Here is a 22512-nt window from a genome sequence, read left to right on the forward strand (position 1 = left end):
GTGGGCTGTGGGCGGCGCCCGCGCGACGTCATCGGTACGTGGGCAGGATTTACTGGTACTTGGGCAGGATCTCGGGCCCCGGCGTGGTGGACGGAAGCACCCGATAGGTCTTCAAGACCTGGGTCATCGCCTTCTGGAAACCGGCGGCATTGGCCGAAGACATCCTATTCTTCTTCGGCTCGTCGAGCGTGAAGATCACCACGTACTTGGGGTCATCCGCGGGCGCGAAGCCGGCGAGCGTCGTGTAGAAGATGCCCTGCTTGTACCCGCTGCCGTCTTCGTTCGCCTTCTCTGCCGTACCCGACTTGGTCGCCATCCGGTAGCCATCGATCGCGAGCACTTTGTGGTTCGGGACCTGCTGGAACACGTTCTCGAGCATGAGCGTGACGTCGGCCGCGGTCTCGGACGAGATGACCTGTTCGGGCTCCCCGAGGTCGGGCTCGATGACCTCTCCCGAGGCCGTGGTGCACGACTCGACGAGGCTCAGAGGCATCCGCACGCCGTCGTTCGCGATCGTCTGATACACGCTGGCGACCTGCGGGACGGTGACCGTGAAGGACTGACCGAAGGTGGTCGTGTAGTGGGATGCCTGATCCCAGGGAGCGTCGTGCAGGATGCCTGTGCGCTCGCCGGGGAAATCGACCTCGGTCTTCTCGCCGACACCGAAACGCTGCAGGTAGTCGTAACGCACCTCGTCCGACACCAGCGTGCCGAACTTGGACAGAGCCACGTTCGAGGAGTCGACGAGCGCGCCCGTCATCGTGTAGTTGTACGACGGGTGGGAGAAGACGTCGTTGACCGTGATGTCGCCCGCCAGCGTCTCGCGCCCCGATGCGGGAATCGTCGGGCTGGTCGGCGTGACACCCGCAGAATCGATGATCGTCGCGGCCGTCACGGGCTTGAAGGTGGAGCCGGGCTCGAACTCGTACGTGAAGATGCGGCTGCTGCGGTCGGCCTCGGCCGAGGCGTTGACGTCGTTCGGATCGACCGTCGGATACTCGGCCGCCGCGCGGATCTTTCCCGTTTCGACCTCGAGGACGAACGCGGTGCCGTAGTTCGCCTGCTGGTTCTGGACCTCTTCGGCCACCATCTGCTGCAGGTACCACTGGAGATCACGATTGATCGTCAGCTGGAGCGTGCCGCCGTCCTCGGCGGGGGTCTGCTGACGGGTTCCCGGGATCACGACGCCGTCCTTGCCGCGTTCGTACGACTCCGCGCCGTCCTCACCCGAGAGGCAGTCGTTCTCCGAAAGCTCCAGCCCGGCAAGCGCCTCACCATCGGACCCGACGAATCCGACGAGGTTGCCGCCGACAGCCCCATCGGGATAGTTACGTGCCGGATGTTCCGTCGTGTACAAGAACGGAAAGTCGAGGGCGACGAGCGCCTGGTACTGATCCGTGCTGAGTTTCGTGGCGATCTGCGCCCACTGCGAATCAGCATCGGCCGCGAGCACATCCGCCACGATCTGCTGCACCTGTTCGGGCGTCTGGCCCGTGACCGCAGCGATCTGCGCCGCCTGCTCGGGCCAGACCTCTTGCACGGTACGGCCGTCGCTGAACTTCTGGTTGAGGATGTTCTGCGGGTCGACCTGCGCGTCGTACAGCATGGTGTTGCCCGCGAGCACGGCGCCCGTCTCATCAACGATCGTGCCGCGCGCGGCGGTCAGCGTGTTGCTCGCGACCATGCCGACACCGGCCGAATCGGCGCGATGGTCGTCGGCATTGACGACCTGGATGTCGACCAGGCGGACGACGAACACCCCGAGGATCGACAGGACGACCGCGAGGGCGACCACGGTGCGGCGGCGGGGGGAACGTGTGGTGCGTGTAGTCATATGTGCGTCGCCGCGTTTCGTATATCGGTTCCGGGATCTTCAGTGTCAGCGGGTCTGGGGGGCGGGAAGCCCCTCGGAAAGAGCGGGTGGACCGGTGACGACGGCCTCGGTCGGCGCGACCGGCGTCTCGGGCAGACCCTCGATGGTCGCGTCGGGCGCGGTAACGAGGGGGGCCGCCGCGACGAGCGAGTTCGCCACGCTTCCGCGACCGATGGCATCCACCGTCGATTGCCACGGCGCGGCTTCACCGCTGCCGAGGATCGCTCCGTCCGAGAGTCGCAGGTAGGAGGGCGCCTCGTTGATGACCATCCCCAGCGCCGAAGCGTTCGCGGCGAGATATTGCGGGGAACTCAGGCCGACGAGCTGCTGGGTCAATGACTGGCTCTCGTACCGCAGGGCTTTGACCTGCTGGGTCAGTGCCTGTTCCTCGTATACGCCCTGGGTCATCGCGATCGAGATTCCCATCTGCGCCGCCGCGATGGCGACGGCGCCGCTCAGCGCGATGATCGCATACGCCAGCCGCGGTCGGCGGCGGCGCGCGGGGGCACCCTCGACGACACGCAGGCGATTGCGGGCGGGACGCGTCGCGGTGCCGGGAACGAGGGGAAGGGCGGTGGTTGCGAGGCTCATGCGGCCCTCGCTCTCTCTGCGGCACGGAGTCGGACGGGTGTGGCCCGCGGATTGCGTTCGCGCTCGTCCTCGGGTGCGAGCTCCGCACCTTTGACGAGCAGGCGGAATTTCGGAGCGTGCTCGGGAAGCTCGACGGGCAGACCCGAGGGCGCCGTCGACGCCGAGGCATCCGCGAAGGCGCGCTTGACGATTCGGTCCTCGAGCGACTGGTAAGCCAGCACCACGATGCGGCCCTTGACGGCAAGCAGGTCGAGGGCTGCGGGGATGGCACGCTCCACCGCGACGAGCTCTTCGTTGACCTCGATCCGGAGGGCTTGGAAGACCCGCTTCGCCGGGTGACCCGCGCGCTGGGCGGCCGCCGGAGTCGCGGCGACGAGCACCTCGACGAGTTCACCCGACCGCTGGATCGGCGCCCGGTCACGGGCCGCGACGATGAAGCGGGCGTAGCGCGCGGCGAGCTTCTCTTCGCCGTAACGCTCGAAGATCGCCCGCAGCGCCCCCTCGGGGTAGGTCGCGATCACGTCTGCGGCGGTGGGACCATCCGTCTGATCCATCCGCATGTCGAGCGGAGCATCGCGTGAGTAAGCGAAACCTCGGTCGGACTCGTCGAGTTGCAGCGACGAGACGCCGAGATCGAAGAGGATCGCATCGACCCGGTTGTAGCCGACGGATGCCGCAGCCTGAGCAATGCCGTCGTAGACGGTGTGCACCAGGCTGACGCGGTCGCCGAACCGAGCTAGCCGTTCGCCCGCGAGCCGGAGCGCGTCGGTGTCGCGGTCGAGCCCGATCAGGTGGATGTCGGGGAAGCGCTCGAGAAAGGCCTCGGAGTGCCCGCCCATGCCGAGCGTCGCATCGACCAGAACGGCCCCCGGTCGTTGCAGGGCGGGCGCGAGTAGCTCGATGCAGCGCTCGAGCAGAACAGGGATGTGACGGTCGCGGGTTTCCATGATGAGAGGGGCGGGACCCCGGGTCCTGATCCCCATCCGCTCCGACCTGGCACCGGGGAAGTGTGTCAGGGCGTGGCGGCTGGGAGTCAGGACCAGGGGGCGTCAGAAGAGGCCCGGGATCACCTCCTGCTCCAGATCGGAGTACGACTCTTCGTTCTCGGCGGCGTAGGTGTTCCAGGCATCCGCGTTCCAGATCTCGGCGTGCGCGCCGACACCCGTCACGACGAGTTCCTTCTCGAGTCCGGCATAGGCACGCAGGTGCGTCGGAACCGTGATGCGGTTCTGCGAGTCCGGCATCTCGGCGCTCGCGCCCGAGAGAAACATGCGCAGGAAGTCGCGAGCCTGCTTGTTGCTGAGCGGCGCCTCGCGGATGCGCTCGTGCACACGCTCGAACTCGACCGAGCTGAAGACGAAGAGACAGCGGTCTTGGCCACGGGTGATGACGACACCGCCGGCGAGGTCTTCGCGGAACTTCGCGGGGAGGATCACGCGTCCCTTGTCGTCGAGTTTGGGGGTGTAGGTGCCAAGAAGCATCGACGTGTACCCCCTTCGCCCGGCCCGCCTCAGGTTTGTCCCCACATTACTCCACTTCCCTCCACTTCCCTACGCTTTTGCACCACCAATCCCGGCGAGAGTCCCCGAACGACCGAACATCCCAGAGGAACAAGGTCGGCCGAACGACAGGAAACGCCTCCGATGGGCCGCTCGAGGACTCGTCGCTCCTCCCGGATGTTCGCGAGAAGACGCGGAAGTTCAGACCCGTTTGCCAAAGAGCGCACAAAAAAAGGGGCCGACCCGAAGGTCGACCCCGAAGTGTGGAGGGAGGTGGAGGACTAGTGGCCGTCCTGGCGGCGATCCCACCGGTCGTTCATGCGATCCATGAAGCTGACCTGGGTTGCGCGGCGCGCGGCGCTCGTACTGCCGGGAGCGGGCATCCGCGTGATGTCGACGCGCGTGGGCGTGAGGGCGAGGACGACTCCCCCGAGCATCGCGACGAAGCCAAGAATTCCGACGACGATCAGCTGCGTCGCAACCCCTGCGACGAGCGCACCGATCCCGACGAGCACGAGGATCGCACCCAACGTGACGTTGCGGTAGTTGATGGCGCGGCCCTCGCGGTCTGAGCTCACGACATCGGCGTCGTTCCGCAGAAGGTGGCGCTCCATCTCGTCGAGAAGGCGCTGCTCCTGTTCAGAGAGTGGCATCGGTCCCCCGTGGGTTCTAAAGATTGCGTCACAGTCTACTCGCGGCGCCGGTTACTAGGCTAGGCCCGTGCAGGGATCCCCAGACGCCATCCAAGCGGTTTCACAGCGACTGGAGAGTTTTATCTCGGCTCGCGTCGACGAGGCGGCAGACGCCGGTCCGCTCGCCCGTCCGATTCTCGAGCTCTCCGCGGCGACACTGCAGGGCGGAAAGCGTTTGCGTGCAGCCTTCTGCTACTGGGGATGGCGATCGGTGACGGATGCCACGGGCACCGACGAGATCGTCGCTGCGGCCGCGGCGCTCGAGGTTTTCCATGCCGCAGCACTCGTGCACGACGACATCATCGACAACTCCGACACGCGTCGCGGACGCCCCGCGACGCACCGCGCGTTCGAGGGCGCCCATCTTGCCGGCGGATGGACCGGCGACGCCGCCGCGTACGGTCGATCCTCCGCGATCCTCGCCGGTGACCTGCTGGTCGCGTGGAGCGACGACCTCTTCGAGGAGGGGATAGCCGATGCGCCCGCCGATCGCGCACGAGCGGCACGCCGCCGCTATGCGGAGATGCGGCGCGACGTGACGGTCGGGCAGTACCTCGACATCGCGGCGGAGACCGTGCCCGCCCCTGACGCCGAGCAACTCGGCCGGGCGCTCCACGTGGCCTCGTTCAAGTCCGCACGCTACTCGGTCCAGCAGCCCCTCCTCATCGGCGCGGCGATCGGCGGCGCGAGCACCGAGCAACAGGAGGCGCTCCGCGACTTCGGCCACCCGATCGGGATGGCCTTTCAATTGCGCGACGACGTCCTCGGGGTATTCGGCGACTCGGCTGCAACCGGCAAGCCGAGCGGGGATGACCTGCGTGAGGGCAAGCGCACCGCACTCATCGCCTTCGCGCGGCAGGAACTCCCTGCATCCGTCCGCCGCACGCTCGACGAATTGCTCGGCGATCCCGACCTCGACGACACCCAGGTCCGGATGCTTCAGGACACCATCCGCGACAGCGGAGCCCTTGACCGGGTCGAGGATCTCATCGCGTCGTACACGCGCGAAGCCGACCGGGCCCTCTCGGGCGCGCCGCTCGACAACGCCTCCGTCGGGGCGCTCCGAGATCTGGCGCGCGCCGCCGTTCACCGGGTGTCGTAGACGTCACCCGCGCCCCGGCGAACGCGCGTTCAGCCGAGCGACCGGGTCATCCCAAAGACTGTGCGATGCGGCGGACTTCGCTCTTGCGGCCGGCACGGAGCACCGCGATCGGTGCTTCACCCATGGTCTCTTCCGTCTCGAAGAGCCACTCGACGACCTCGTCGGTCGAGAAGCCCCGGTCGAGAAGCACGATGATGGTGCCGCGCAACGACGGCAGGGGCCGATCCTCGACCAGGAAGTCGGCAGGGATCTTCAGGGCACCGTCGACGCGCATCGCGGCGAGATGGTGGTCATCGAGAAGACGCCGGACGCGGCCGGGCGTCTCGCCCATCAACTGGGCGACGGCGGGAAGGGGCAACCACTCGATGGCGGAGGCCCAGGCGGGTGTCTCACTCACCCACACAGTGTGTCATGACCGAGGGGGTCAGTTCACGGGGGCTCGGTTCGAACGTGGGGCACGCCGCCTGCTCGGCCCGCAACGACTGCAACCTCGTGAGTCACATCAGTAACAAAAACCCCACATATCACTTCTGTTGACTTTCGTTGACAGCCGTGACAGCGTTTCAGAAGTTTGATGGAGGGGAAAAATCCGTGCGCAAGTCACTCAAGACGCTCGTTCGTCCGAACCGTGCGCACTTCACCGTGCCCGCCGCCCTGATCGGCACGCTGGCGGCGACGCTCGTCGCCACGCCGGCCGAGGCTGCGCCGATGACCAGCCAACGTGAACCGCGTCCGCACTGGCGGGGTGTGCCCGCTACCCCTTCGGTGACGACGCACGTCGTCGCCGCGGGCGAAAGCGTCTGGTCTGTCGCGACCGCACACGGCCTCCGCCCCGCCGATGTCCTCGCGTGGAACGGCCTCGACTGGTCTTCGGTCATCCGTCCGGGTCAGGTCCTGAACCTGACCGCACCGGCCGCAGCACAGGTTGCCCCCACCCCCTCCGCGCCCACGATGATGTCGCATACGGTCGTCGCCGGCGACACTCTCACCGGCATCGCTCAGAGACACGGCATCAGCCTGCAGACCCTGTTCGACGCGAACGGGCTCGGCTGGAGCTCGGTGATCTACCCCGGCCAGACCCTGAACGTTCCGGGCGTCACGAGCGCCGCCGCGGTCGCGCCCGTCGCCGCCCCGGCACCGGCGCCCGCACCCGCGGCACCCCAGACCGCGCACACCGTCGCCCGCGGCGACACACTGTCGGGCATCGCGAAGAAGTACGGCGTGACGCTCGCCGCCGTATTCGAGGCGAACGGCCTCGGCTCGGGCTCGATCATCTACCCCGGCCAGGCCATCACCGTACCCGGCACCGGTGCGGCACCCGCCGCCGCGGCGACACCGGCGACACCGGCGGTCGCGGCATCCGTCGACGGGCTCGACGCGGAGCAGATCGAGAACGCACGCCTGATCATCCAGGTCGGCCGCGAACTCGGCGTCTCAGACCGCGGAATCGCGATCGCCCTCGCCACCGCGATGGTCGAATCCTGGATTCGCAACCTCGATTGGGGTGACCGCGACTCGCTCGGCCTCTACCAGCAGCGACCGAGCACCGGCTGGGGCTCCCCCGATGAGATTCGCGACGCATCCCGTTCCATCCGTGTCTTCTACGGCGGCCCGTCCGACCCGAACGGCAGCCGCACGCGCGGACTGCTCGACATTTCGGGCTGGGAGGGCATGGGGTTCTCGCAGGCTGCGCAGGCCGTGCAACGATCCGCATTCCCCGACCGATACGCCGCCTGGGAGGGCGCCGCCTACCAGTGGATCGCCGCGCTCGGATGACACGGTTCCGCCTCGCCCCGAGGGTGAGGCGCTCCCGGGGCACGGGCCGTAGCTTCCGTAGACTTCATTCGTGAGTACGAGCCAGCAAGCCGACCCCCTGATCGGGCGGCTTGTCGACTCTCGGTACCGCGTTCGCGCGCGGATCGCCCGCGGCGGCATGGCCACCGTATACGTGGCCACCGACCTACGGCTCGAACGGCGTATCGCCCTGAAGGTCATGCATGGGCACCTGAGCGACGACGCGGTGTTCCAGACCCGCTTCATCCAAGAGGCGCGCGCGGCCGCTCGACTGGCCGACCCGAACGTCGTCAACGTCTTCGACCAGGGTCAGGACGAGGGCATCGCCTACCTCGTGATGGAGTACCTGCCGGGAATCACGCTGCGCGAACTGCTGAAGGAGCAGAAGAAGCTCACGGTGGCGCAGACGATCACGATCATGGATGCGACGCTGTCGGGCCTCGCGGCCGCGCACCGCGCCGGCATCGTGCACCGCGACGTCAAACCCGAGAACATCCTGCTGGCCGAGGACGGCCGCATCAAGATCGGCGACTTCGGCCTGGCACGCGCCACGACCGCGAACACCGCGACCGGTCAGATGCTGATGGGCACGATCGCGTACCTCGCGCCCGAGCTCGTCACCCGCGGCCAGGCCGATGCCCGCAGCGACATCTACGCGCTCGGCATCATGCTGTACGAGATGCTCGTCGGCGAGCAGCCCTACAAGGGCGAACAGCCGATGCAGATCGCTTACCGTCACGCGACCGACACGGTGCCGAGGCCGAGCGCGAAGAATCCGCAGATTCCCGAGCCGCTCGACGAACTCGTGCTGTGGGCGACGGAGAAGAATCCGGATGACCGTCCAGACGACGCGTCCGTCATGCTCGATCGCCTGCGCGAGATCGAGCGCGACCTCGGCGTCGCGCCCGCCCCAACGCGGGCGACCGTTGCGATCGGGATCCACGACGACAGCAATTCGGGCGAGCTCACGAAGGTCATGCCGTCGGCCGTGGCGCTCACGACAACCATCACACCGGATGTCGACAACGGCACACTGCTCCGTCGCCGCGCCAGTCGGCGTCGCGCGCGGGGTGCCTGGTTCGCGGTCCTGGTGATCCTGCTCGCGGGACTCGCGGGCGGTGCCGGATGGTGGTTCGGGTCAGGACCCGGGTCTCTGGTCGCGGTTCCGGATGTCGCGGGCACGACCTACGAAGAAGCCGCCGCGAGATTGCAGCAAGAAACCCTCGTGGCCGTCCAGGGTGAGGGTGAGCACAGCCTCGAGGTGGATGCGGGACTCGTGCTCTACACCGACCCGGGCCCCGGCGAGCGTGTCGACAAGGATGCGACCGTCTCGGTCGTGTTGTCGCTCGGCCCGCAGCCGCACGACCTACCGGCCCTGGCGGGTCAGCCCGAAGACGTCGTGCGCACGACACTGAGCAGCGTCAACATCGAGGTCGGCGAGAGCGTGAATGAGTTCACGGATGCCGCATCCGGCACCGTGCTCGCCGCCCTCGCGCAGCCCGTGACCGGCGACCCGTTCGACGTCACGAATGGTGGCACGGTGCTGGAGGGCAGCACCGTCGCCCTGACCGTCTCGCTCGGGCCCGTGCCGCCGGTGCAGGGTCTGAGCGTGGATGCCGCGACATCCGCTCTGCAGGGTGCGAACCTGCAGGTCTCCGGAACGCGCGAAGAAGAGTTCTCCGACGACATCGACTCGGGCGACGTCATCGGGATCCGCGGTCAGCCGGACGGCCGCAACTGGCGCCCCGGCGACACCGCAACGCTCGTCGTTTCGAAGGGCCCGCAGCCGATTGCGGTCCCGGACGTGGAAGGACGTTCTGTGCGGGAGGCGGTCGAGATCCTGACAGATGCCGGATTCCGCCCGACCACGAACGTCCCTGAACTCGTCTGGGATATCTTTACGGCGACGAGCACGAGCCCCGAGCCGGGCAGCCTACAACTGCCAAACACGACCGTTCAGATCCGCGCGTTGGGCTAGATCACCGCCTCCGGCTGAGCCCTCGCCGAGCTGTCACAAAACGCTCTATCTGAGCCCCAGATTGAGCGTTTCGTGACAGTTCGATCGCCTAGGCACTGAAGGAGCGTCCCTGCAGCGCCCGGCGGATCCGCTCGACCAGGGCGAGCTCATTGACCAGGTCGTCCGCGCCTAACTCGATCACGCGATAGCCGGCGTCCTCGAACAGCTGGCGTCGGGTCAGGTCTTCGAGCCACCTCTTTCGCGAAATGCGGTGATCGTCGCCCTGGTATTCGATCAGCAGGCGGGCATCCCGGTAGCCGAGATCAGCGTGACGGATGCCTTGGGCCGTGATCACCGCGCACTGCACCTCGGGTTCGGGCAGGCCCCCCGCCACCAGAAGCAGTCTCAGCAGCGACTCGCGGGGCGAATCGACCGGGCGACGAAGCCGAGGTAGGGCCCACGCGAGATTCGTGGCACCGCGGCGCGACCCATGCTCACGCACGGCCGCCGTCAGCGCTGTGTGGTCCGCGAGAGGCGGCGTACGTCCGCCCAATCTGCGTGTTCCGCTGAGCGCATGGTCGCCGATCGCCACGAGCCACCTGCGGTCGATGCGCGCAGTGCGCCCGAGCTCGGCCAGATGACACCACGTGCGCGGAGCCGAGACGACCGGCAGGTGCGCGAGAAGCGTGACAGGCGTATCAGCATCGGCGGTCTGGCGACCCGCAACTCCGGGCCGACGCATCCGTCTCGCTCCGATCGTGAGAACGTCGAGCGGATCGGATGTCGCGCGCTCGACGGGGAGTGGCATGCCGAGCAATGCCGCCGCGGTCAGATGGCTGAAGACCTGGTCATTGCCCATCAGCGGAAGAAGCGCTGTGCAGCGGTCGACGAGATCCGTGAGGTCGAGCGCCCGTGCTCGCACACCGTGGTGCGGCCGGTCGAGGTCGCGCCCGCGCATCCGTCCGTCCTGTACGCCCACCGACCGGCCCTGCGCAACGGTGAACGCGAGACCCGCCGGCAGGTCGCCCGGCAACGGCACACGTCGACCCATCGGGCCACTCTGCCGCTCAGGGCAGCCCTATCCCGGGTTATCCACAACCGCAACCCGTCGAACTGTCACAAAACGCTCGATCTCGCGAACGGATGCAGCGGTTTGTGACAGTTCGACGCCAGAAGGCGCAGGGGTCAGCGCTTCTCCAGCTCTTCGGCCACCAGGAACGCGAGCTCGAGGCTCTGCATGTGGTTCAGGCGCGGGTCGCAGAGGCTCTCGTACCGCGTGGCCAGTGTGGCCTCGTCGATCATCTCGGAACCGCCCAGGCACTCGGTCACGTCGTCGCCCGTGAGCTCGACGTGGATGCCGCCCGGGAACGTGCCGACCGCGCGGTGGGCGTCGAAGAATCCGCGAACCTCGTCCACGACGTCGTCGAAGCGGCGCGTCTTGTAGCCCGTCGGCGTCGTGATGCCGTTGCCGTGCATCGGGTCGGTGACCCACAATGGGGTGGCGCCGGAATCGCGCACGGCCTCGAGCAGCGGCGGCAGCGCGTCGCGGATCTTGCCCGCACCCATGCGGGTGATGAACGTCAGACGGCCGGGCTCGCGCTCGGGGTCGAGCTTGTCGATCAGCTCGAGCACCGTCTCGGGAGAGGTCGTGGGCCCGAGCTTCACGCCGATCGGGTTGCGGATCTTCGAGAAGTAGTCGATGTGCGCCCCGTCGAGGTCTCGCGTGCGCTCACCGATCCACACGAAGTGCGCCGACGTGTTGTACGGCGTTCCGGTGCGGGAGTCGATGCGGGTCATGGGGCGCTCGTAGTCCATGAGCAGGCCCTCGTGGCCCGTGTAGAACTCGACACGGCGAAGGTCGTCGAAGTCGGCGCCCGCGGCCTCCATGAACTTGATCGCGCGATCGATCTCGCCGGCGATCCGCTCGTAGCGCTGGTTCGCCGGGTTCTCGGCGAACCCCTTGTTCCAGCTGTGCACCTCGCGCAGGTCTGCGAAACCACCCTGCGTGAATGCACGGATGAGGTTCAGCGTCGAGGCGGCCGTGTGGTAGCCCTTGAGCAGGCGTGCCGGGTCCGGCTGACGGGATGCCTCCGTGAAGTCGTACCCGTTGACGATGTCCCCGCGGTAGGCCGGGAGCGTGACCTCGCCGCGCGTCTCGGTGTCGCTCGAGCGCGGCTTGGCGAACTGACCCGCCATGCGACCCATCTTCACGACCGGCATCGACGCGCCGTAGGTCAGCACGACCGCCATCTGCAGCACCGTCTTGATGCGGTTGCGGATCTGCTCGGCCGTCGCACCCGCGAAGGTCTCGGCGCAGTCACCGCCCTGCAGCAGGAACGCATTGCCCGAGGCGGCACGCGCGAGGCGGTCGCGCAGGATGTCGACCTCTCCCGCGAAGACGAGCGGCGGAAGCGTTGCGATCTCGGCCGAGACAGCGGCGACGGCATCGGCGTCGCGCCACTGCGGCTGCTGCTTGATGGGCAGGGTCCGCCAGTGATCGAGGGGGTCAAGCTGCTGAAGCATCCGCTCAGTCTATCCGTGTGGCACACGCTCAGGATGCCGCGGCAACCTGCCCCGGACCGCTGCGGGATCCGCGTCACCGTGCGCGGGAGCGACGCTCAGCGTCGCGCGGCGAGGCGGTCCTTGACCGTCGAGGCGTAGACGTCCTCGTAGTACTGCTCCCCCAGCCGCTGCAGCGCGACCATGATCTCGTCCGTCACCGATCGGAGCACGTAGCGATCGCCCTCGAGCCCGGCGAAGCGCGAGAAGTCGAGCGGTTCGCCGATGACCACGCCGACACGGCCGATGCGCGGCATCCGCTTGCCGATCGGCATGATCGTGTCGGTGTCGACCATCACGACGGGAATCACCGGCACGCGCGCCTCGAGCGCCATGCGCGCGATGCCCGTGCGGCCGCGGTACAGCCGGCCGTCGGGGCTGCGTGTGCCCTCGGGATAGATGCCGAGCAGGTCGTCGTTCGCGAGCACCGAGAGTCCGGTGTTCAGGGATGCTTCGGATGCCTTGCCGCCCGAGCGATCGATCGGGATCTGACCCGTGGCCTTGAAGAACACGCGTGTCGCCCAGCCGCGGATGCCACGGCCCGTGAAGTAGTCGCTCTTGGCCAGGAACGACATCTGCCGGTCGATCATGAGCGGCAGGAAAACCGAGTCTGCGAAGGACAGGTGATTGCTCGCGAGGATCGCACCGCCCTCGACCGGGATGTTGCGGCGCCCGACGATCCACGGCCGGAAGATCGCCTTCAGCAGCGGCCCGATCACGATGTACTTCATCAGCCAGTAGAACATGGCTCACTCACCGTCCCTGATCACGGCGCGACGAGCGAGATCGGCGACACCGATCACACCCGCATCGTTGGTCAGCTCGGCGATCGCGAACTCGGCGACGGGGCGATGGCCCGCCGCCGGCAGCGCCGCGAGGTATGCCTCCCGGACGGGGGCGAGCAGTCGCTCGCCGAGCACGGACACTCCCCCGCCGATCACGAAGATCTCGGGATCGAGAACCGCCGCGAAGCTTCCGCACGCGTCGCCGAGGGACTCCGCGACCCGGCGGAGAGCCTCGAGCGCACCCGCGTCGTCCTGCACGACGAGTTCGGCGATCGTGTGCCCGGAGACCCGCCCATCGACCGCGCGGCCGGCGTTGAGCGCGGCGCCGATCCCGGATGGCTCAGCATCCGCGATCTCGTTCGCGATCCGGCGCAGGGCGTTTCCCGACGCGTACTGCTCCAGGCATCCGCTTCGGCCGCAGCCGCACACCAGTCCGCCCGGCACGAGCCGCAGGTGTCCGAGCTCGCCACCGATGCCGAAGCCGCCCCGGGAAAGCTCACCGTCCGCGATGATCGCGCCTCCGACGCCCGTGCCGAGGGTCAGCATCACCATGTGCGATCGACCACGTCCGGCACCGAACCGATACTCGGCCCAGCCCGCTGCGTCCGCGTCGTTCTCGATCACGACGGGCACACCGGCCAACTCCGAGACCCTGTCGCGCAGGGGTTCGTCACGCCAGGCGATGTTCGGGGCGAAACGCACGCGCGTGCGCTCACGGTCCATGAAGCCGGCCGCGGCGACACCCGCGGCGGGGGCATCGGTGCCGGTGCGCAACTCGCGGATCATCACGGCGACCGCGTCCTCGATCGCGCGGGGCCCGTCGGGGGTATCGATGCGGAGCGCCTTCACGATCGTCCCCGAGTCGTCGACCACGCCCCCGGCGATCTTGGTTCCGCCGATGTCGATGCCGATCGAAAGCACTCCCACACCCCTTCGCGACCTCGTGCGGCCACGGACGGCCTCGAGCAGTCTAGCCGCGCGCAGGCCCGCGAACCGGGTCTCGAATCCCTGAGACCGAGTATCACCAGAGGGTAGACTCGGCCTGAAGCCGACAACACCCGGGTGCCAAAGGAGCTGCCGATAATGAGTGCCGTCCAATTCGAGGTCCCCGCAATTGTTCCCGCGGACCCGAAAGCCAATGTGACCCACCTGCTCGAAGATCGCGTCGCGGCAACGCCCGATCTCGCGCTCTTCGCCGTGCCGCAGGGCGAGGGATGGCGAGACATCACGGCGGCGGAGTTCCGTCGTCAAGTGGTAGCCCTCGCCAAGGGATTCGCCGCGTCCGGGATCGAACCCGGCGACAAGGTCGGATTCCTCGCGCGCACGACGTACGAGTGGACCCTGGTCGACTTCGCGTTGTTCTACGCGGGCGCCGTCATGGTGCCGATCTACGAGACGAGTTCTCCTCACCAGATCCAGTGGATCCTCGAGGACTCGGGTGCTGTGGTCTGCATCGTCGAAGCTGCCGACCACGCCGCGCGTCTCGACGAGGTGCGCGGCGACCTGCCCTTGATCCGCGAGGTGTGGCAGCTCGCCCTCGGAGCCATCGACAAGCTGAGCGAGCTCGGCGCATCCGTCCCCGACTCCGAGATCGAACGCCGCCGCGGCATCGCGCAGGGCTCGGACATCGCGACGCTCATCTACACGTCGGGTTCGACGGGACGCCCGAAGGGATGCGTGCTCACGCACAGCAACTTCGTCGAGTTGTCGCGCAACTCGGCCGTCGCCCTGAAGGAGGTCGTGCAGACGCCCGGCGCGTCGACGCTCCTCTTCATCACCACGGCGCACGTGTTCGCGCGGTTCATCTCGATCCTGGATGTGCACGCGGGTGTGAAGACGGGTCACCAGCCCGACACGAAGCATCTCCTCCCCGCGCTCGGATCGTTCAAGCCGACGTTCTTGCTCGCGGTTCCGCGCGTCTTCGAAAAGGTCTACAACTCCTCCGAGCAGAAGGCCGAGGCGGGCGGCAAGGGCAAGATCTTCCGGGCCGCCGCGGACGCAGCGATCGAGCACTCGAAGCTCCTGCAGGACGGGAAGAAGATCCCGCTCGGACTGAAGATCAAGTTCGCGCTGTTCGACCGGCTCGTCTACAGCAAGCTGCGGGCGGCCATGGGTGGACGCATCCAGTACGCCGTCTCCGGTTCGGCCCCCCTCGGCCCGCGACTCGGCCACTTCTTCCACAGCCTCGGCATCGTGATCCTCGAGGGCTACGGCCTGACCGAGACCACTGCCCCGGCGACCGTGAACCTCGCGACCAAGTCGAAGATCGGCACGGTCGGCCCCGTCCTGCCCGGCGTCGGAGTCCGCCTCGCCGAGGACGGCGAGGTCGAGGTGCGCGGCATCAACGTGTTCAAGGAGTACTGGCGCAACCCCGAGGCGACCGCCGCGGCGTTCGACGGTGAGTGGTTCACGACCGGTGACATCGGAACGTTCGATGACGAGGGGTTCCTGACGATCACGGGACGCAAGAAAGAGATCATCGTGACCGCGGGAGGCAAGAATGTCGCTCCCGCGGCGCTCGAGGACCCGATCCGCGCCAATCCGATCGTCGGACAGGTCGTCGTCGTCGGAGATCAGAAGCCGTTCATCGCCGCCCTCGTCACGCTCGACTCCGAGATGCTGCCGACGTGGCTCGCGAACAACGGGCACGCGGGCACGATGACCCTCGCCGAGGCTGCTCAGCATGATGCCGTGCGCGCTGAGGTGCAGCGGGCGATCGACACGGCGAACGCCCACGTGTCGCGCGCGGAGTCGATCCGCAAGTTCACCATCCTCGCGAGCGAGTGGACCGAAGCGAGCGGCCACCTGACGCCGAAGATGTCGATCAAGCGCAACGTGATCGTCGGCGACTTCGCGGACGACATCGCCGAGCTCTACCGCGAACCGGTCGCGACGACGAACGTCACGCTCCCGTAGCGCGTCTCGTGAGGCCTTCGCTCCCTGAGACAAGTTCAGGGAACGGAGGCCTCACGGCCGCTGAGCTGTCGAAGCGATTCGGCCGACCCGTTCGGGTCAGAACCAGGACGACTCGCGCACCTCGCGCATCGCCACCCGGCGACGCTCGGGCGTGAGTCGGTCAAGGTACAGGGTGCCGTCGAGGTGGTCGGTCTCGTGCTGCAGGGCCTGGGCGAGCAGCCCCTCACCCTCGAGCACGACGGGCTCGCCGTCGAGGTCGATACCCTCCACCCTCGCCCACGGATACCGCAGCGCCGGGTGCCAGAGTCCCGGGACCGAGAGACATCCCTCGTCCACTGGCTGCGGCTCGCCACGGACCTCTACGAGGACGGGGTTCACGACGTATCCGATATCGCCGTCGATGTTGTAGCTGAAGGCGCGCAGACCCACACCGATCTGCGGGGCAGCGACGCCGGCGCGCCCGGCGGGCTCGACCGTGTCGAGCAGGTCGCGGACGAGGGCACGCACACTTTCGTCGATCTCGGCGATCTCGGTCGATCGCGCCTTCAGCACGGGATCGCCGAAGAGACGGATGTCACGCACGGCCATGGCGCGTCAGGCCGCCGTCGACACGGACTGGAGACCCTCGACGACCTTCACGGCGAGCTCTCGAGCCGCCATCCGGGTCGCGGGCTGCAAGTCACGGAACACGATGGCGCCGCCGGTCGCGAGCTGCGGGTCGTACGGCACGCGGAGCACATCGCGCACGCGGGTGCGGAAGTGCGCCTCGAGCTCGTCTTGGCGGACGGGCGGCGTCCCGGGAGACGACATGTTCAGCACGACGATCGCGCTTCGTACGTGTTCCTCGTAGCCGTTCGCTTCGAGCCATGTCAGCGTCTCGGATGCCAGTCGCGCCTCGTCGATGCTCTGACCCGCGACGACGACCAGCCGGTCGGCGCGCTCCAATGTGGCGCCCATGACGGAGTGCACGATGCCGGTGCCGGTGTCTGTCAGCACGACCGAGTAGTAGTGGGCTGCAACCTCGGCGACCGCGCGGTACTCATCGCCGCTGAAGGCCTCGGCGATGCGCGGATCGGTGTCGGATGCCAGCACGTCGAGGCGGGTCTCGTCGCGGGCGACGATCGCGGAGACGTCGTTGTAGCCGCGCAGGTTCTCACGCTCGCGCACCAGATCACGGACGGTTCGCCCGCTTCGCTTTGCGATCCGCTCGGCGAGTGTGCCGCGGTCGGGATTGGCGTCGACGGCGATCACGCGGTCGTCGCGCGCATCAGCCAGTGCCTGTCCGAGCAGGGTCGTGATGGTCGTCTTCCCAACGCCGCCCTTGCGCGAGACGATCGCGACGAACCGTGCCCCGCTGCCGGGCAGGGGTGCCGCGATTCGCCGATCCATCGCCTTGCGCGCTCGCGCGCGCTTGCTGTCACCGATATTCACCTTGCCGCCGGAGACCGAATACAGCAGGTGCTGCCAGACGCCCTCGGGCTCGGGTCGCGTGACCTGGGCCGGGTCGAGCAGGCGGTCGGCGGTCAGCAGATCGGATGTCTCGCGCTCTGCCACGTCCGCGAGTTCGCCGATTCTGCGGGAGACCAGCACGGGCGCCTCGGCCTGCGTGGTGCGAGCCACCTCGCGGCGCTCGGCGGGCTGTGCAGCGTCGTTCCCATCGTTCATCGTCGTCTCCTTCTCGTCCGGTGCGTCCGCAACCGGAGCTTCGAGGTGCTCATCGTCTGCGGCGCCGGCGTCCGACGCATCGGGGGTCGGTTCGAACCCGATCGGCTCGAACCCGGTGATCTCTGCGTCGTCCAGCCGGACGTCATGCATAGCGGCATCTTCGGGGGCGACCTCGTCCAGGTCGATGTCGTCCGAAGCGACCTCCTCCGGGGCAAGATCCTCGGGGGCGAGGTCCTCGGGCGCCAGATCCTCGAGGGCGCGGTCCTCCGGGGCAAGATCCTCGGGGGCCACGTCCTCAGCTGCGGAGTCATCCAAACCAATCGCGGCGATCACGACGTCGATGGGCTCCTCGACCATGGCTTCCTCGGCGACCGGTTCCGGAGCGACAGACCTGTCGTCGATCTCGCGGGCGTGCGTGGGCTCGTGCGCGACGGCAGGTAGGTCGATCGTGACGAATGCGCCTGAGAAGGCGATGTCGCCCTCGACGATGTCCTCGTCGTCATCCTCTTCTTGCGCGGGAAGAGCGATGTTGACGTGTGCCGTCTGCGTGCCCATCAAGCCGATGCCCGACGTTTCGACCGAGGGCGCGTCGTCGAGGATCCCGTTATCCGGGTCGTCGTCGGCGCTCGGATCTTTGCCGTGAGGCGTCACTGGAACTCCGGACCTTGCAGTTAGGGGGTGGGACTCGCCCCAGATTAGTGCGCCGGACGCACCACGACCAAAAGATCTCCGGCCTCGACCTGCTGGGTCGCGCCGATCGCGAGACGCTCGATCACACCGTCGACGGGCGACGTGATCGCCGCCTCCATCTTCATCGCTTCGATCGAGGCGACCGCCTCGCCCGCTTGGACCGCGTCACCGACGGATGCCTTGAGCGTGACGACTCCGGAGAACGGTGCGGCGATCTGACCGGGCTTCGTCGTGTCCGCCTTCTCTGCTTGTCGGGCCTCGACGGCAATACTCCGGTCTCGCACGAAGACGGGGCGCAGCTGACCGTTCAGGGTCGTCATCACGGTGCGCATGCCCTTGTCGTCGGCCTCGCCGATCGCCTCGAGCCCGACCAACAGGCGCACGCCGCGCTGGATCTCGACCGCGTGCTCCTCGCCCGGCACGAGACCGTAGAGGTAGTCCGAGGTGTCGAGCAGGGAGACGTCCCCGAAGACCTCGCGGACCTGGGCGAACTGCCGGGTCGGCACGGGGAACAGCAGCCTGTTGAGCGCTTCGCGACGCGCCCCGGCATCGCCCGCGAGCGCCTCCGAATCGGCGGGAGCCAGGGGTTCCACCTCGATCTTGACGGTCCGACCGGCCAGCACGGCCGTGCGGAACGGCTCGGGCCATCCTCCCGGCAGATCTCCGAGTTCACCCGCCATGAACCCGACGACGGAGTCGGGGATGTCATAGTTCTCCGGATGAGCTTCGAAGTCCGCGGGGTCGGCCTTGACGGCCGCGAGGTGCAGAGCGAGATCGCCGACGACCTTCGATGAGGGGGTGACCTTGGGAATCCGCCCGAGGATCCCGTTGGCCGCCGCGTACATGTCCTCGATCAGCTCGAAGTCATCTGCAAGGCCCAGTGCGATCGCCTGCTGGCGCAGGTTCGACAGCTGCCCCCCGGGGATCTCGTGACGATAGACCCGGCCTGTGGGGCCCGGCAGACCGGACTCGAACGGGGCGTACAGGTGCCGCACGGCCTCCCAGTACGGCTCGAGGTCCGCGACAGCGTCGAGGTCGAGCCCGGTGTCGCGCTCGGTGTGTGCAAGGGCCGCGACGAGCGACGAGAGCGATGGCTGACTGGTGGTCCCGGCCATCGGTGCGGATGCGGCATCCACAGCGTCCGCGCCGGCCGCACTCGCGGCGAGGAGCGTCGCGAGCTGGCCGCCCGGGGTGTCGTGCGTGTGGACGTGCACGGGCAGATCGAAGCGTGAACGGAGCGCCGACACCAACCGCGAAGCCGCCTCGGGGCGAAGCAGCCCCGCCATGTCCTTGATGGCAAGCACATGGGCACCCGCGTCGACGATCTGCTCGGCGAGGCGCAGGTAGTAGTCGAGGGTGTAGAGGTCTTCGTTCGGGTTCAGCAGGTCACCGGTGTAACAGACGGCGACCTCGGCCACCGTGGACCCGGTCGAGAGCACGGCGTCGATCGCGGGGCGCATCTGTGCGACGTCGTTGAGCGCGTCGAAGATCCGGAAGATGTCGACACCGGTAGCCGCCGCCTCGCGGACGAAGGCATCCGTGACCTCCGTGGGGTACGGCGTGTAGCCGACCGTGTTGCGACCGCGCAGCAGCATCTGGATCGGGATGTTCGGCAGCGCTTCGCGCAGACGTTCGAGTCGCTCCCAGGGGTCCTCACCGAGGAATCGCAGGGCGACGTCGTAGGTAGCTCCACCCCAGGCCTCGACCGAGAACAGGTCGGGGGTCAGCCGCGCCACGTACGGCGCGACCGCCACGAGGTCACGCGTGCGCACACGGGTCGCGAGCAGGGACTGGTGCGCGTCACGGAAGGTCGTGTCGGTCACGGCGAGCGGCTTCTGCTCGCGGAGCGCGCGAGCGAATCCCGCGGGCCCGAGTTCGAGCAGGCGCTGACGCCCACCGGCCGGTGCGGGCACGTTCAGATCGACCTTCGGCAGCTTCATCGCCGGGTCGATCGAGAGCGGGTTCTCGCCGTTCGGCTTGTTGACGGTCACATCGACGAGCCAGTTCAGCAGGCGCGTTCCGCGGTCCTTCGATTCCCGGCCGCGCAGCAGCTGGGGGCGCTCGTCGATGAACGACGTCGCGATGTCACCGGCGACGAACGACGGGTCATCGAGTACGGCTTGCAGGAACGGAATGTTCGTCGAGACGCCGCGGATGCGGAATTCGGCCAGGGCCCGCCGCGCCCGGGCGACCGCGGCGGGAAAGTCGCGCCCGCGACACGTGAGCTTTGCGAGCATTGAGTCGAAGTGGGGACTGACCTGCGAGCCTGCCGCCGTCGTACCGCCGTCGAGACGGATGCCGGCACCGCCCGGCGAGCGGTACGTCGTGATCTTGCCCGTGTCGGGCCGGAAACCCTGCGTCGGGTCCTCGGTCGTGATGCGGCACTGCAGAGCCGCTCCGCGCAGGCGGATGTCGTGCTGCTCGAGACCCAGCTCGGCGAGCGTCTCGCCCGCGGCGATGCGCATCTGCGACTGCACGAGATCGACATCCGTCACTTCCTCGGTGACCGTGTGCTCGACCTGGATACGCGGGTTCATCTCGATGAAGACGTGCTTTCCGGCGCGCTCCCCCTCTGTGTCCACGAGGAATTCGACCGTGCCCGCGTTGACGTAGCCGATCGACTCCGCGAAGGCCACGGCATCCTTGTGCAGCTGCTGGCGCAGCCCGTCGTCGAGGTTCGGCGCGGGCGCGATCTCGATCACTTTCTGGTGGCGTCGCTGCACCGAGCAGTCGCGCTCGAACAGATGGACCGTGTGCCCCTCCGCGTCGGCGAGGATCTGCACCTCGATGTGACGCGGGCGGACGACCGCCTGCTCGAGGAACATACGCGGGTCGCCGAATGCGCTGTCCGCCTCGCGCATGGCCTCGGCGAGGGCGGGAGCGAGCTCGCCCTTGCTCTCGACCCGGCGCATCCCGCGTCCCCCACCGCCGGCGACCGCCTTGGCGAAGAGGGGGAACCCGATCCCGTCGGCCTGCGCGAGTAGTTCGTCGATGTCGGCGGATGCCTCGGTCGAGGCGAGCACGGGCACCCCGGCGGCGATCGCGTGATGCTTGGCCGTGACCTTGTTGCCGGCCATCTCGAGCACCCGGGCGGGCGGTCCGATGAACGCGATGCCGTTGGCACTGGCCCTCTCGGCGAGATCCGGATTCTCGGAAAGGAATCCGTATCCGGGATAGATCGCGTCGCAACCGCTCTCGAGCGCGACGCGGATGATCTCGTCGACGTCGAGATAGGCGCGCACCGGATGGCCGCGCTCGCCGATCTCGTAGGCCTCATCGGCCTTCAAACGGTGCAACGAGTTGCGATCCTCGTGCGGATAGACAGCGACCGTGCGAGCGCCCACTTCGTAGGCGGCCCGAAAAGCGCGGATGGCGATTTCACCACGATTCGCGACAAGGATCTTGCGGAACATGACACCTCACAGCTTCGGCGCGTCGACCTGAGTGTGTTCCACAGCCTAGGGGACGGTAACGTAGACGATTGTGCACGTACTCAGCGTCAGCTCCCTCAAGGGCGGGGTCGGAAAGACCACCGTGACGCTCGGGCTTGCCTCCGCGGCATTCGCTCGGGGCGTCCGGACCCTCGTCGTCGACCTCGACCCGCAGTCGGATGTCTCGACCGGCATGGATATCCAGGTGGCCGGCCGACTCAACGTCGCCGACGTGCTCGGGAATCCGAAAGAAAAGGTCGTCCGCCAGGCGATCACATCGAGCGGGTGGGCGAAGGTCCATCCCGGCACGATCGATGTCCTCATCGGCAGCCCCTCGGCCATCAACTTCGACGGGCCGCACCCGAGCGTGCGTGACGTCTGGAAGCTCGAAGAGGCCCTGGCCACGATCGAGGCCGACTACGACCTCGTCCTCGTCGACTGCGCCCCATCGCTGAACGCGTTGACGCGCACCGCGTGGGCCGCGAGCGACCGTGTCATCGTCGTGTCCGAGCCCGGCCTGTTCTCGGTCGCCGCCGCCGACCGTGCCCTGCGCGCGATCGAAGAGATCCGTCGCGGTCTCTCGCCGCGACTCCAGCCGCTCGGCATCGTCGTCAACCGTGTGCGCCCGCAGTCGATCGAGCACCAGTTCCGCATCAAGGAGCTGCGCGACATGTTCGGCCCCCTCGTCCTGTCTCCCCAGCTGCCCGAGCGCACGTCGCTGCAGCAGGCGCAGGGCGCGGCAAAGCCGCTGCACATCTGGCCCGGCGATTCCGCCCAAGAACTCGCGGCGGACTTCGATGCCCTGCTCGATCGCGTCATGCGCACCGGCCGCATCCCGGTCCCCGGCGACGCCCGCATCTGATTCGGTCAGCGCACCGCAGACGCACCGCACCGCAGACAGTAGCCATAGCGCTCCGGCTGCACGCCCTCGTCGGCCCGCCGCGTGTCCCACTTCCGC

18 protein-coding genes are annotated in these 22512 nt (G+C 67.9%); 5 read left to right on the top strand and 13 right to left on the bottom strand.

The features are described from left to right. Positions 1-49 precede the first annotated feature (49 nt). From ACIQ0W_RS04135 to ACIQ0W_RS04155, 5 genes are all read right to left on the bottom strand, one after another. Positions 50-1834 (bottom strand): peptidoglycan D,D-transpeptidase FtsI family protein, encoded by a 1785-nt coding sequence (locus ACIQ0W_RS04135; RefSeq protein WP_396641546.1) that lies wholly within the window; start codon positions 1832-1834, stop codon positions 50-52. Between the two features lie 45 nt (positions 1835-1879). After that, positions 1880-2464 carry a hypothetical protein gene (locus ACIQ0W_RS04140; RefSeq protein WP_396641547.1) on the bottom strand — a complete coding sequence of 195 codons (585 nt, stop codon included), beginning with the start codon at positions 2462-2464 and terminating at the stop codon, positions 1880-1882. After that, on the bottom strand, positions 2461-3411 hold the full coding sequence (gene rsmH / locus ACIQ0W_RS04145; RefSeq protein ID WP_396641548.1) for a 16S rRNA (cytosine(1402)-N(4))-methyltransferase RsmH: 951 nt from the start codon (positions 3409-3411) through the stop codon (positions 2461-2463). The genes ACIQ0W_RS04140 and rsmH overlap by 4 nt, the downstream gene beginning before the upstream one ends. Positions 3412-3513: 102 nt before the next feature. After that, the gene (mraZ, locus tag ACIQ0W_RS04150) at positions 3514-3945 is read right to left on the bottom strand and encodes a division/cell wall cluster transcriptional repressor MraZ (RefSeq protein WP_396641549.1); all 432 of its coding nucleotides are present in this window, start codon (positions 3943-3945) and stop codon (positions 3514-3516) included. A 299-nt stretch (positions 3946-4244) separates the two neighbouring features. Further along, entirely contained in the window at positions 4245-4616 is a 372-nt protein-coding gene (locus ACIQ0W_RS04155; RefSeq protein ID WP_396641550.1) for a DUF3040 domain-containing protein, read from the bottom strand. Between the two features lie 67 nt (positions 4617-4683). On the opposite strand from ACIQ0W_RS04155, the gene ACIQ0W_RS04160 reads away from it, so the two are divergent. After that, positions 4684-5757, top strand: coding sequence for a polyprenyl synthetase family protein (locus ACIQ0W_RS04160; RefSeq protein WP_396641551.1), 1074 nt, complete (start codon positions 4684-4686; stop codon positions 5755-5757). A 46-nt stretch (positions 5758-5803) separates the two neighbouring features. On the opposite strand, the gene ACIQ0W_RS04165 is transcribed toward ACIQ0W_RS04160, so the two are convergent. Further along, positions 5804-6154, bottom strand: coding sequence for an Rv2175c family DNA-binding protein (locus ACIQ0W_RS04165; RefSeq protein ID WP_396641552.1), 351 nt, complete (start codon positions 6152-6154; stop codon positions 5804-5806). Positions 6155-6348: 194 nt separating this feature from the next. Between ACIQ0W_RS04165 and ACIQ0W_RS04170 the strand changes: the two genes are divergently transcribed. Both ACIQ0W_RS04170 and pknB read left to right on the top strand, forming a co-directional pair. Then, the gene (locus ACIQ0W_RS04170) at positions 6349-7533 is read left to right on the top strand and encodes a LysM peptidoglycan-binding domain-containing protein (protein ID WP_396641553.1); all 1185 of its coding nucleotides are present in this window, start codon (positions 6349-6351) and stop codon (positions 7531-7533) included. Positions 7534-7603: 70 nt separating this feature from the next. Then, positions 7604-9529 (top strand): Stk1 family PASTA domain-containing Ser/Thr kinase, encoded by a 1926-nt coding sequence (gene pknB / locus ACIQ0W_RS04175; RefSeq protein ID WP_396641554.1) that lies wholly within the window; start codon positions 7604-7606, stop codon positions 9527-9529. Between the two features lie 88 nt (positions 9530-9617). On the opposite strand, the gene ACIQ0W_RS04180 is transcribed toward pknB, so the two are convergent. The 4 genes from ACIQ0W_RS04180 to ACIQ0W_RS04195 all read right to left on the bottom strand — a co-directional run bounded on the left by ACIQ0W_RS04180 (position 9618) and on the right by ACIQ0W_RS04195 (position 13773). Beyond that, positions 9618-10559, bottom strand: coding sequence for a hypothetical protein (locus ACIQ0W_RS04180; protein WP_396641555.1), 942 nt, complete (start codon positions 10557-10559; stop codon positions 9618-9620). A 134-nt stretch (positions 10560-10693) separates the two neighbouring features. Beyond that, a complete protein-coding gene (locus tag ACIQ0W_RS04185) occupies positions 10694-12031 on the bottom strand; it encodes a class II 3-deoxy-7-phosphoheptulonate synthase (RefSeq protein ID WP_036296448.1) in 1338 nt (445 codons plus the stop codon). Positions 12032-12126: 95 nt separating this feature from the next. Then, positions 12127-12813, bottom strand: a complete 687-nt coding sequence (locus ACIQ0W_RS04190) for a 1-acyl-sn-glycerol-3-phosphate acyltransferase (protein WP_036296450.1) — start codon at positions 12811-12813, stop codon at positions 12127-12129. A gap of 3 nt (positions 12814-12816) precedes the next feature. Continuing rightward, a complete protein-coding gene (locus tag ACIQ0W_RS04195) occupies positions 12817-13773 on the bottom strand; it encodes an ROK family glucokinase (protein WP_396641556.1) in 957 nt (318 codons plus the stop codon). A gap of 162 nt (positions 13774-13935) precedes the next feature. On the opposite strand from ACIQ0W_RS04195, the gene ACIQ0W_RS04200 reads away from it, so the two are divergent. Beyond that, positions 13936-15768 carry an AMP-dependent synthetase/ligase gene (locus tag ACIQ0W_RS04200; RefSeq protein ID WP_396641557.1) on the top strand — a complete coding sequence of 611 codons (1833 nt, stop codon included), beginning with the start codon at positions 13936-13938 and terminating at the stop codon, positions 15766-15768. A gap of 96 nt (positions 15769-15864) precedes the next feature. On the opposite strand, the gene ACIQ0W_RS04205 is transcribed toward ACIQ0W_RS04200, so the two are convergent. The 3 genes from ACIQ0W_RS04205 to ACIQ0W_RS04215 are packed head-to-tail and all read right to left on the bottom strand — an operon-like array spanning position 15865 to position 21536. After that, positions 15865-16356, bottom strand: coding sequence for a peptide deformylase (locus ACIQ0W_RS04205; protein WP_396641558.1), 492 nt, complete (start codon positions 16354-16356; stop codon positions 15865-15867). 6 nt (positions 16357-16362) lie between these two features. Beyond that, the gene (locus tag ACIQ0W_RS04210) at positions 16363-18084 is read right to left on the bottom strand and encodes an AAA family ATPase (protein WP_396641559.1); all 1722 of its coding nucleotides are present in this window, start codon (positions 18082-18084) and stop codon (positions 16363-16365) included. A 44-nt stretch (positions 18085-18128) separates the two neighbouring features. Further along, positions 18129-21536: a pyruvate carboxylase gene (locus ACIQ0W_RS04215; RefSeq protein WP_396641560.1), complete on the bottom strand. Its 3408-nt coding sequence runs from the start codon at positions 21534-21536 to the stop codon at positions 18129-18131. 70 nt (positions 21537-21606) lie between these two features. On the opposite strand from ACIQ0W_RS04215, the gene ACIQ0W_RS04220 reads away from it, so the two are divergent. After that, positions 21607-22416: a ParA family protein gene (locus tag ACIQ0W_RS04220; protein WP_036296460.1), complete on the top strand. Its 810-nt coding sequence runs from the start codon at positions 21607-21609 to the stop codon at positions 22414-22416. The last annotated feature ends 96 nt before the right edge of the window (positions 22417-22512 follow it).

The organism is Microbacterium sp., assembly GCF_044340635.1.
GTDB lineage: Bacteria > Actinomycetota > Actinomycetes > Actinomycetales > Microbacteriaceae > Microbacterium.

Bases quoted from the DNA above. Each gene is read 5' to 3' on its own strand.
- ACIQ0W_RS04140 (WP_396641547.1), bottom strand. From the start codon at position 2,464: ATGAGCCTCGCAACCACCGCCCTTCCCCTCGTTCCCGGCACCGCGACG.
- ACIQ0W_RS04135 (WP_396641546.1), bottom strand. From the start codon at position 1,834: ATGACTACACGCACCACACGTTCCCCCCGCCGCCGCACCGTGGTCGCC.
- ACIQ0W_RS04190 (WP_036296450.1), bottom strand. From the start codon at position 12,813: ATGTTCTACTGGCTGATGAAGTACATCGTGATCGGGCCGCTGCTGAAG.
- ACIQ0W_RS04205 (WP_396641558.1), bottom strand. From the start codon at position 16,356: ATGGCCGTGCGTGACATCCGTCTCTTCGGCGATCCCGTGCTGAAGGCG.
- ACIQ0W_RS04155 (WP_396641550.1), bottom strand. From the start codon at position 4,616: ATGCCACTCTCTGAACAGGAGCAGCGCCTTCTCGACGAGATGGAGCGC.
- rsmH (WP_396641548.1), bottom strand. From the start codon at position 3,411: ATGGAAACCCGCGACCGTCACATCCCTGTTCTGCTCGAGCGCTGCATC.
- ACIQ0W_RS04185 (WP_036296448.1), bottom strand. From the start codon at position 12,031: ATGCTTCAGCAGCTTGACCCCCTCGATCACTGGCGGACCCTGCCCATC.
- ACIQ0W_RS04215 (WP_396641560.1), bottom strand. From the start codon at position 21,536: ATGTTCCGCAAGATCCTTGTCGCGAATCGTGGTGAAATCGCCATCCGC.
- mraZ (WP_396641549.1), bottom strand. From the start codon at position 3,945: ATGCTTCTTGGCACCTACACCCCCAAACTCGACGACAAGGGACGCGTG.
- ACIQ0W_RS04180 (WP_396641555.1), bottom strand. From the start codon at position 10,559: ATGGGTCGACGTGTGCCGTTGCCGGGCGACCTGCCGGCGGGTCTCGCG.
- ACIQ0W_RS04200 (WP_396641557.1), top strand. From the start codon at position 13,936: ATGAGTGCCGTCCAATTCGAGGTCCCCGCAATTGTTCCCGCGGACCCG.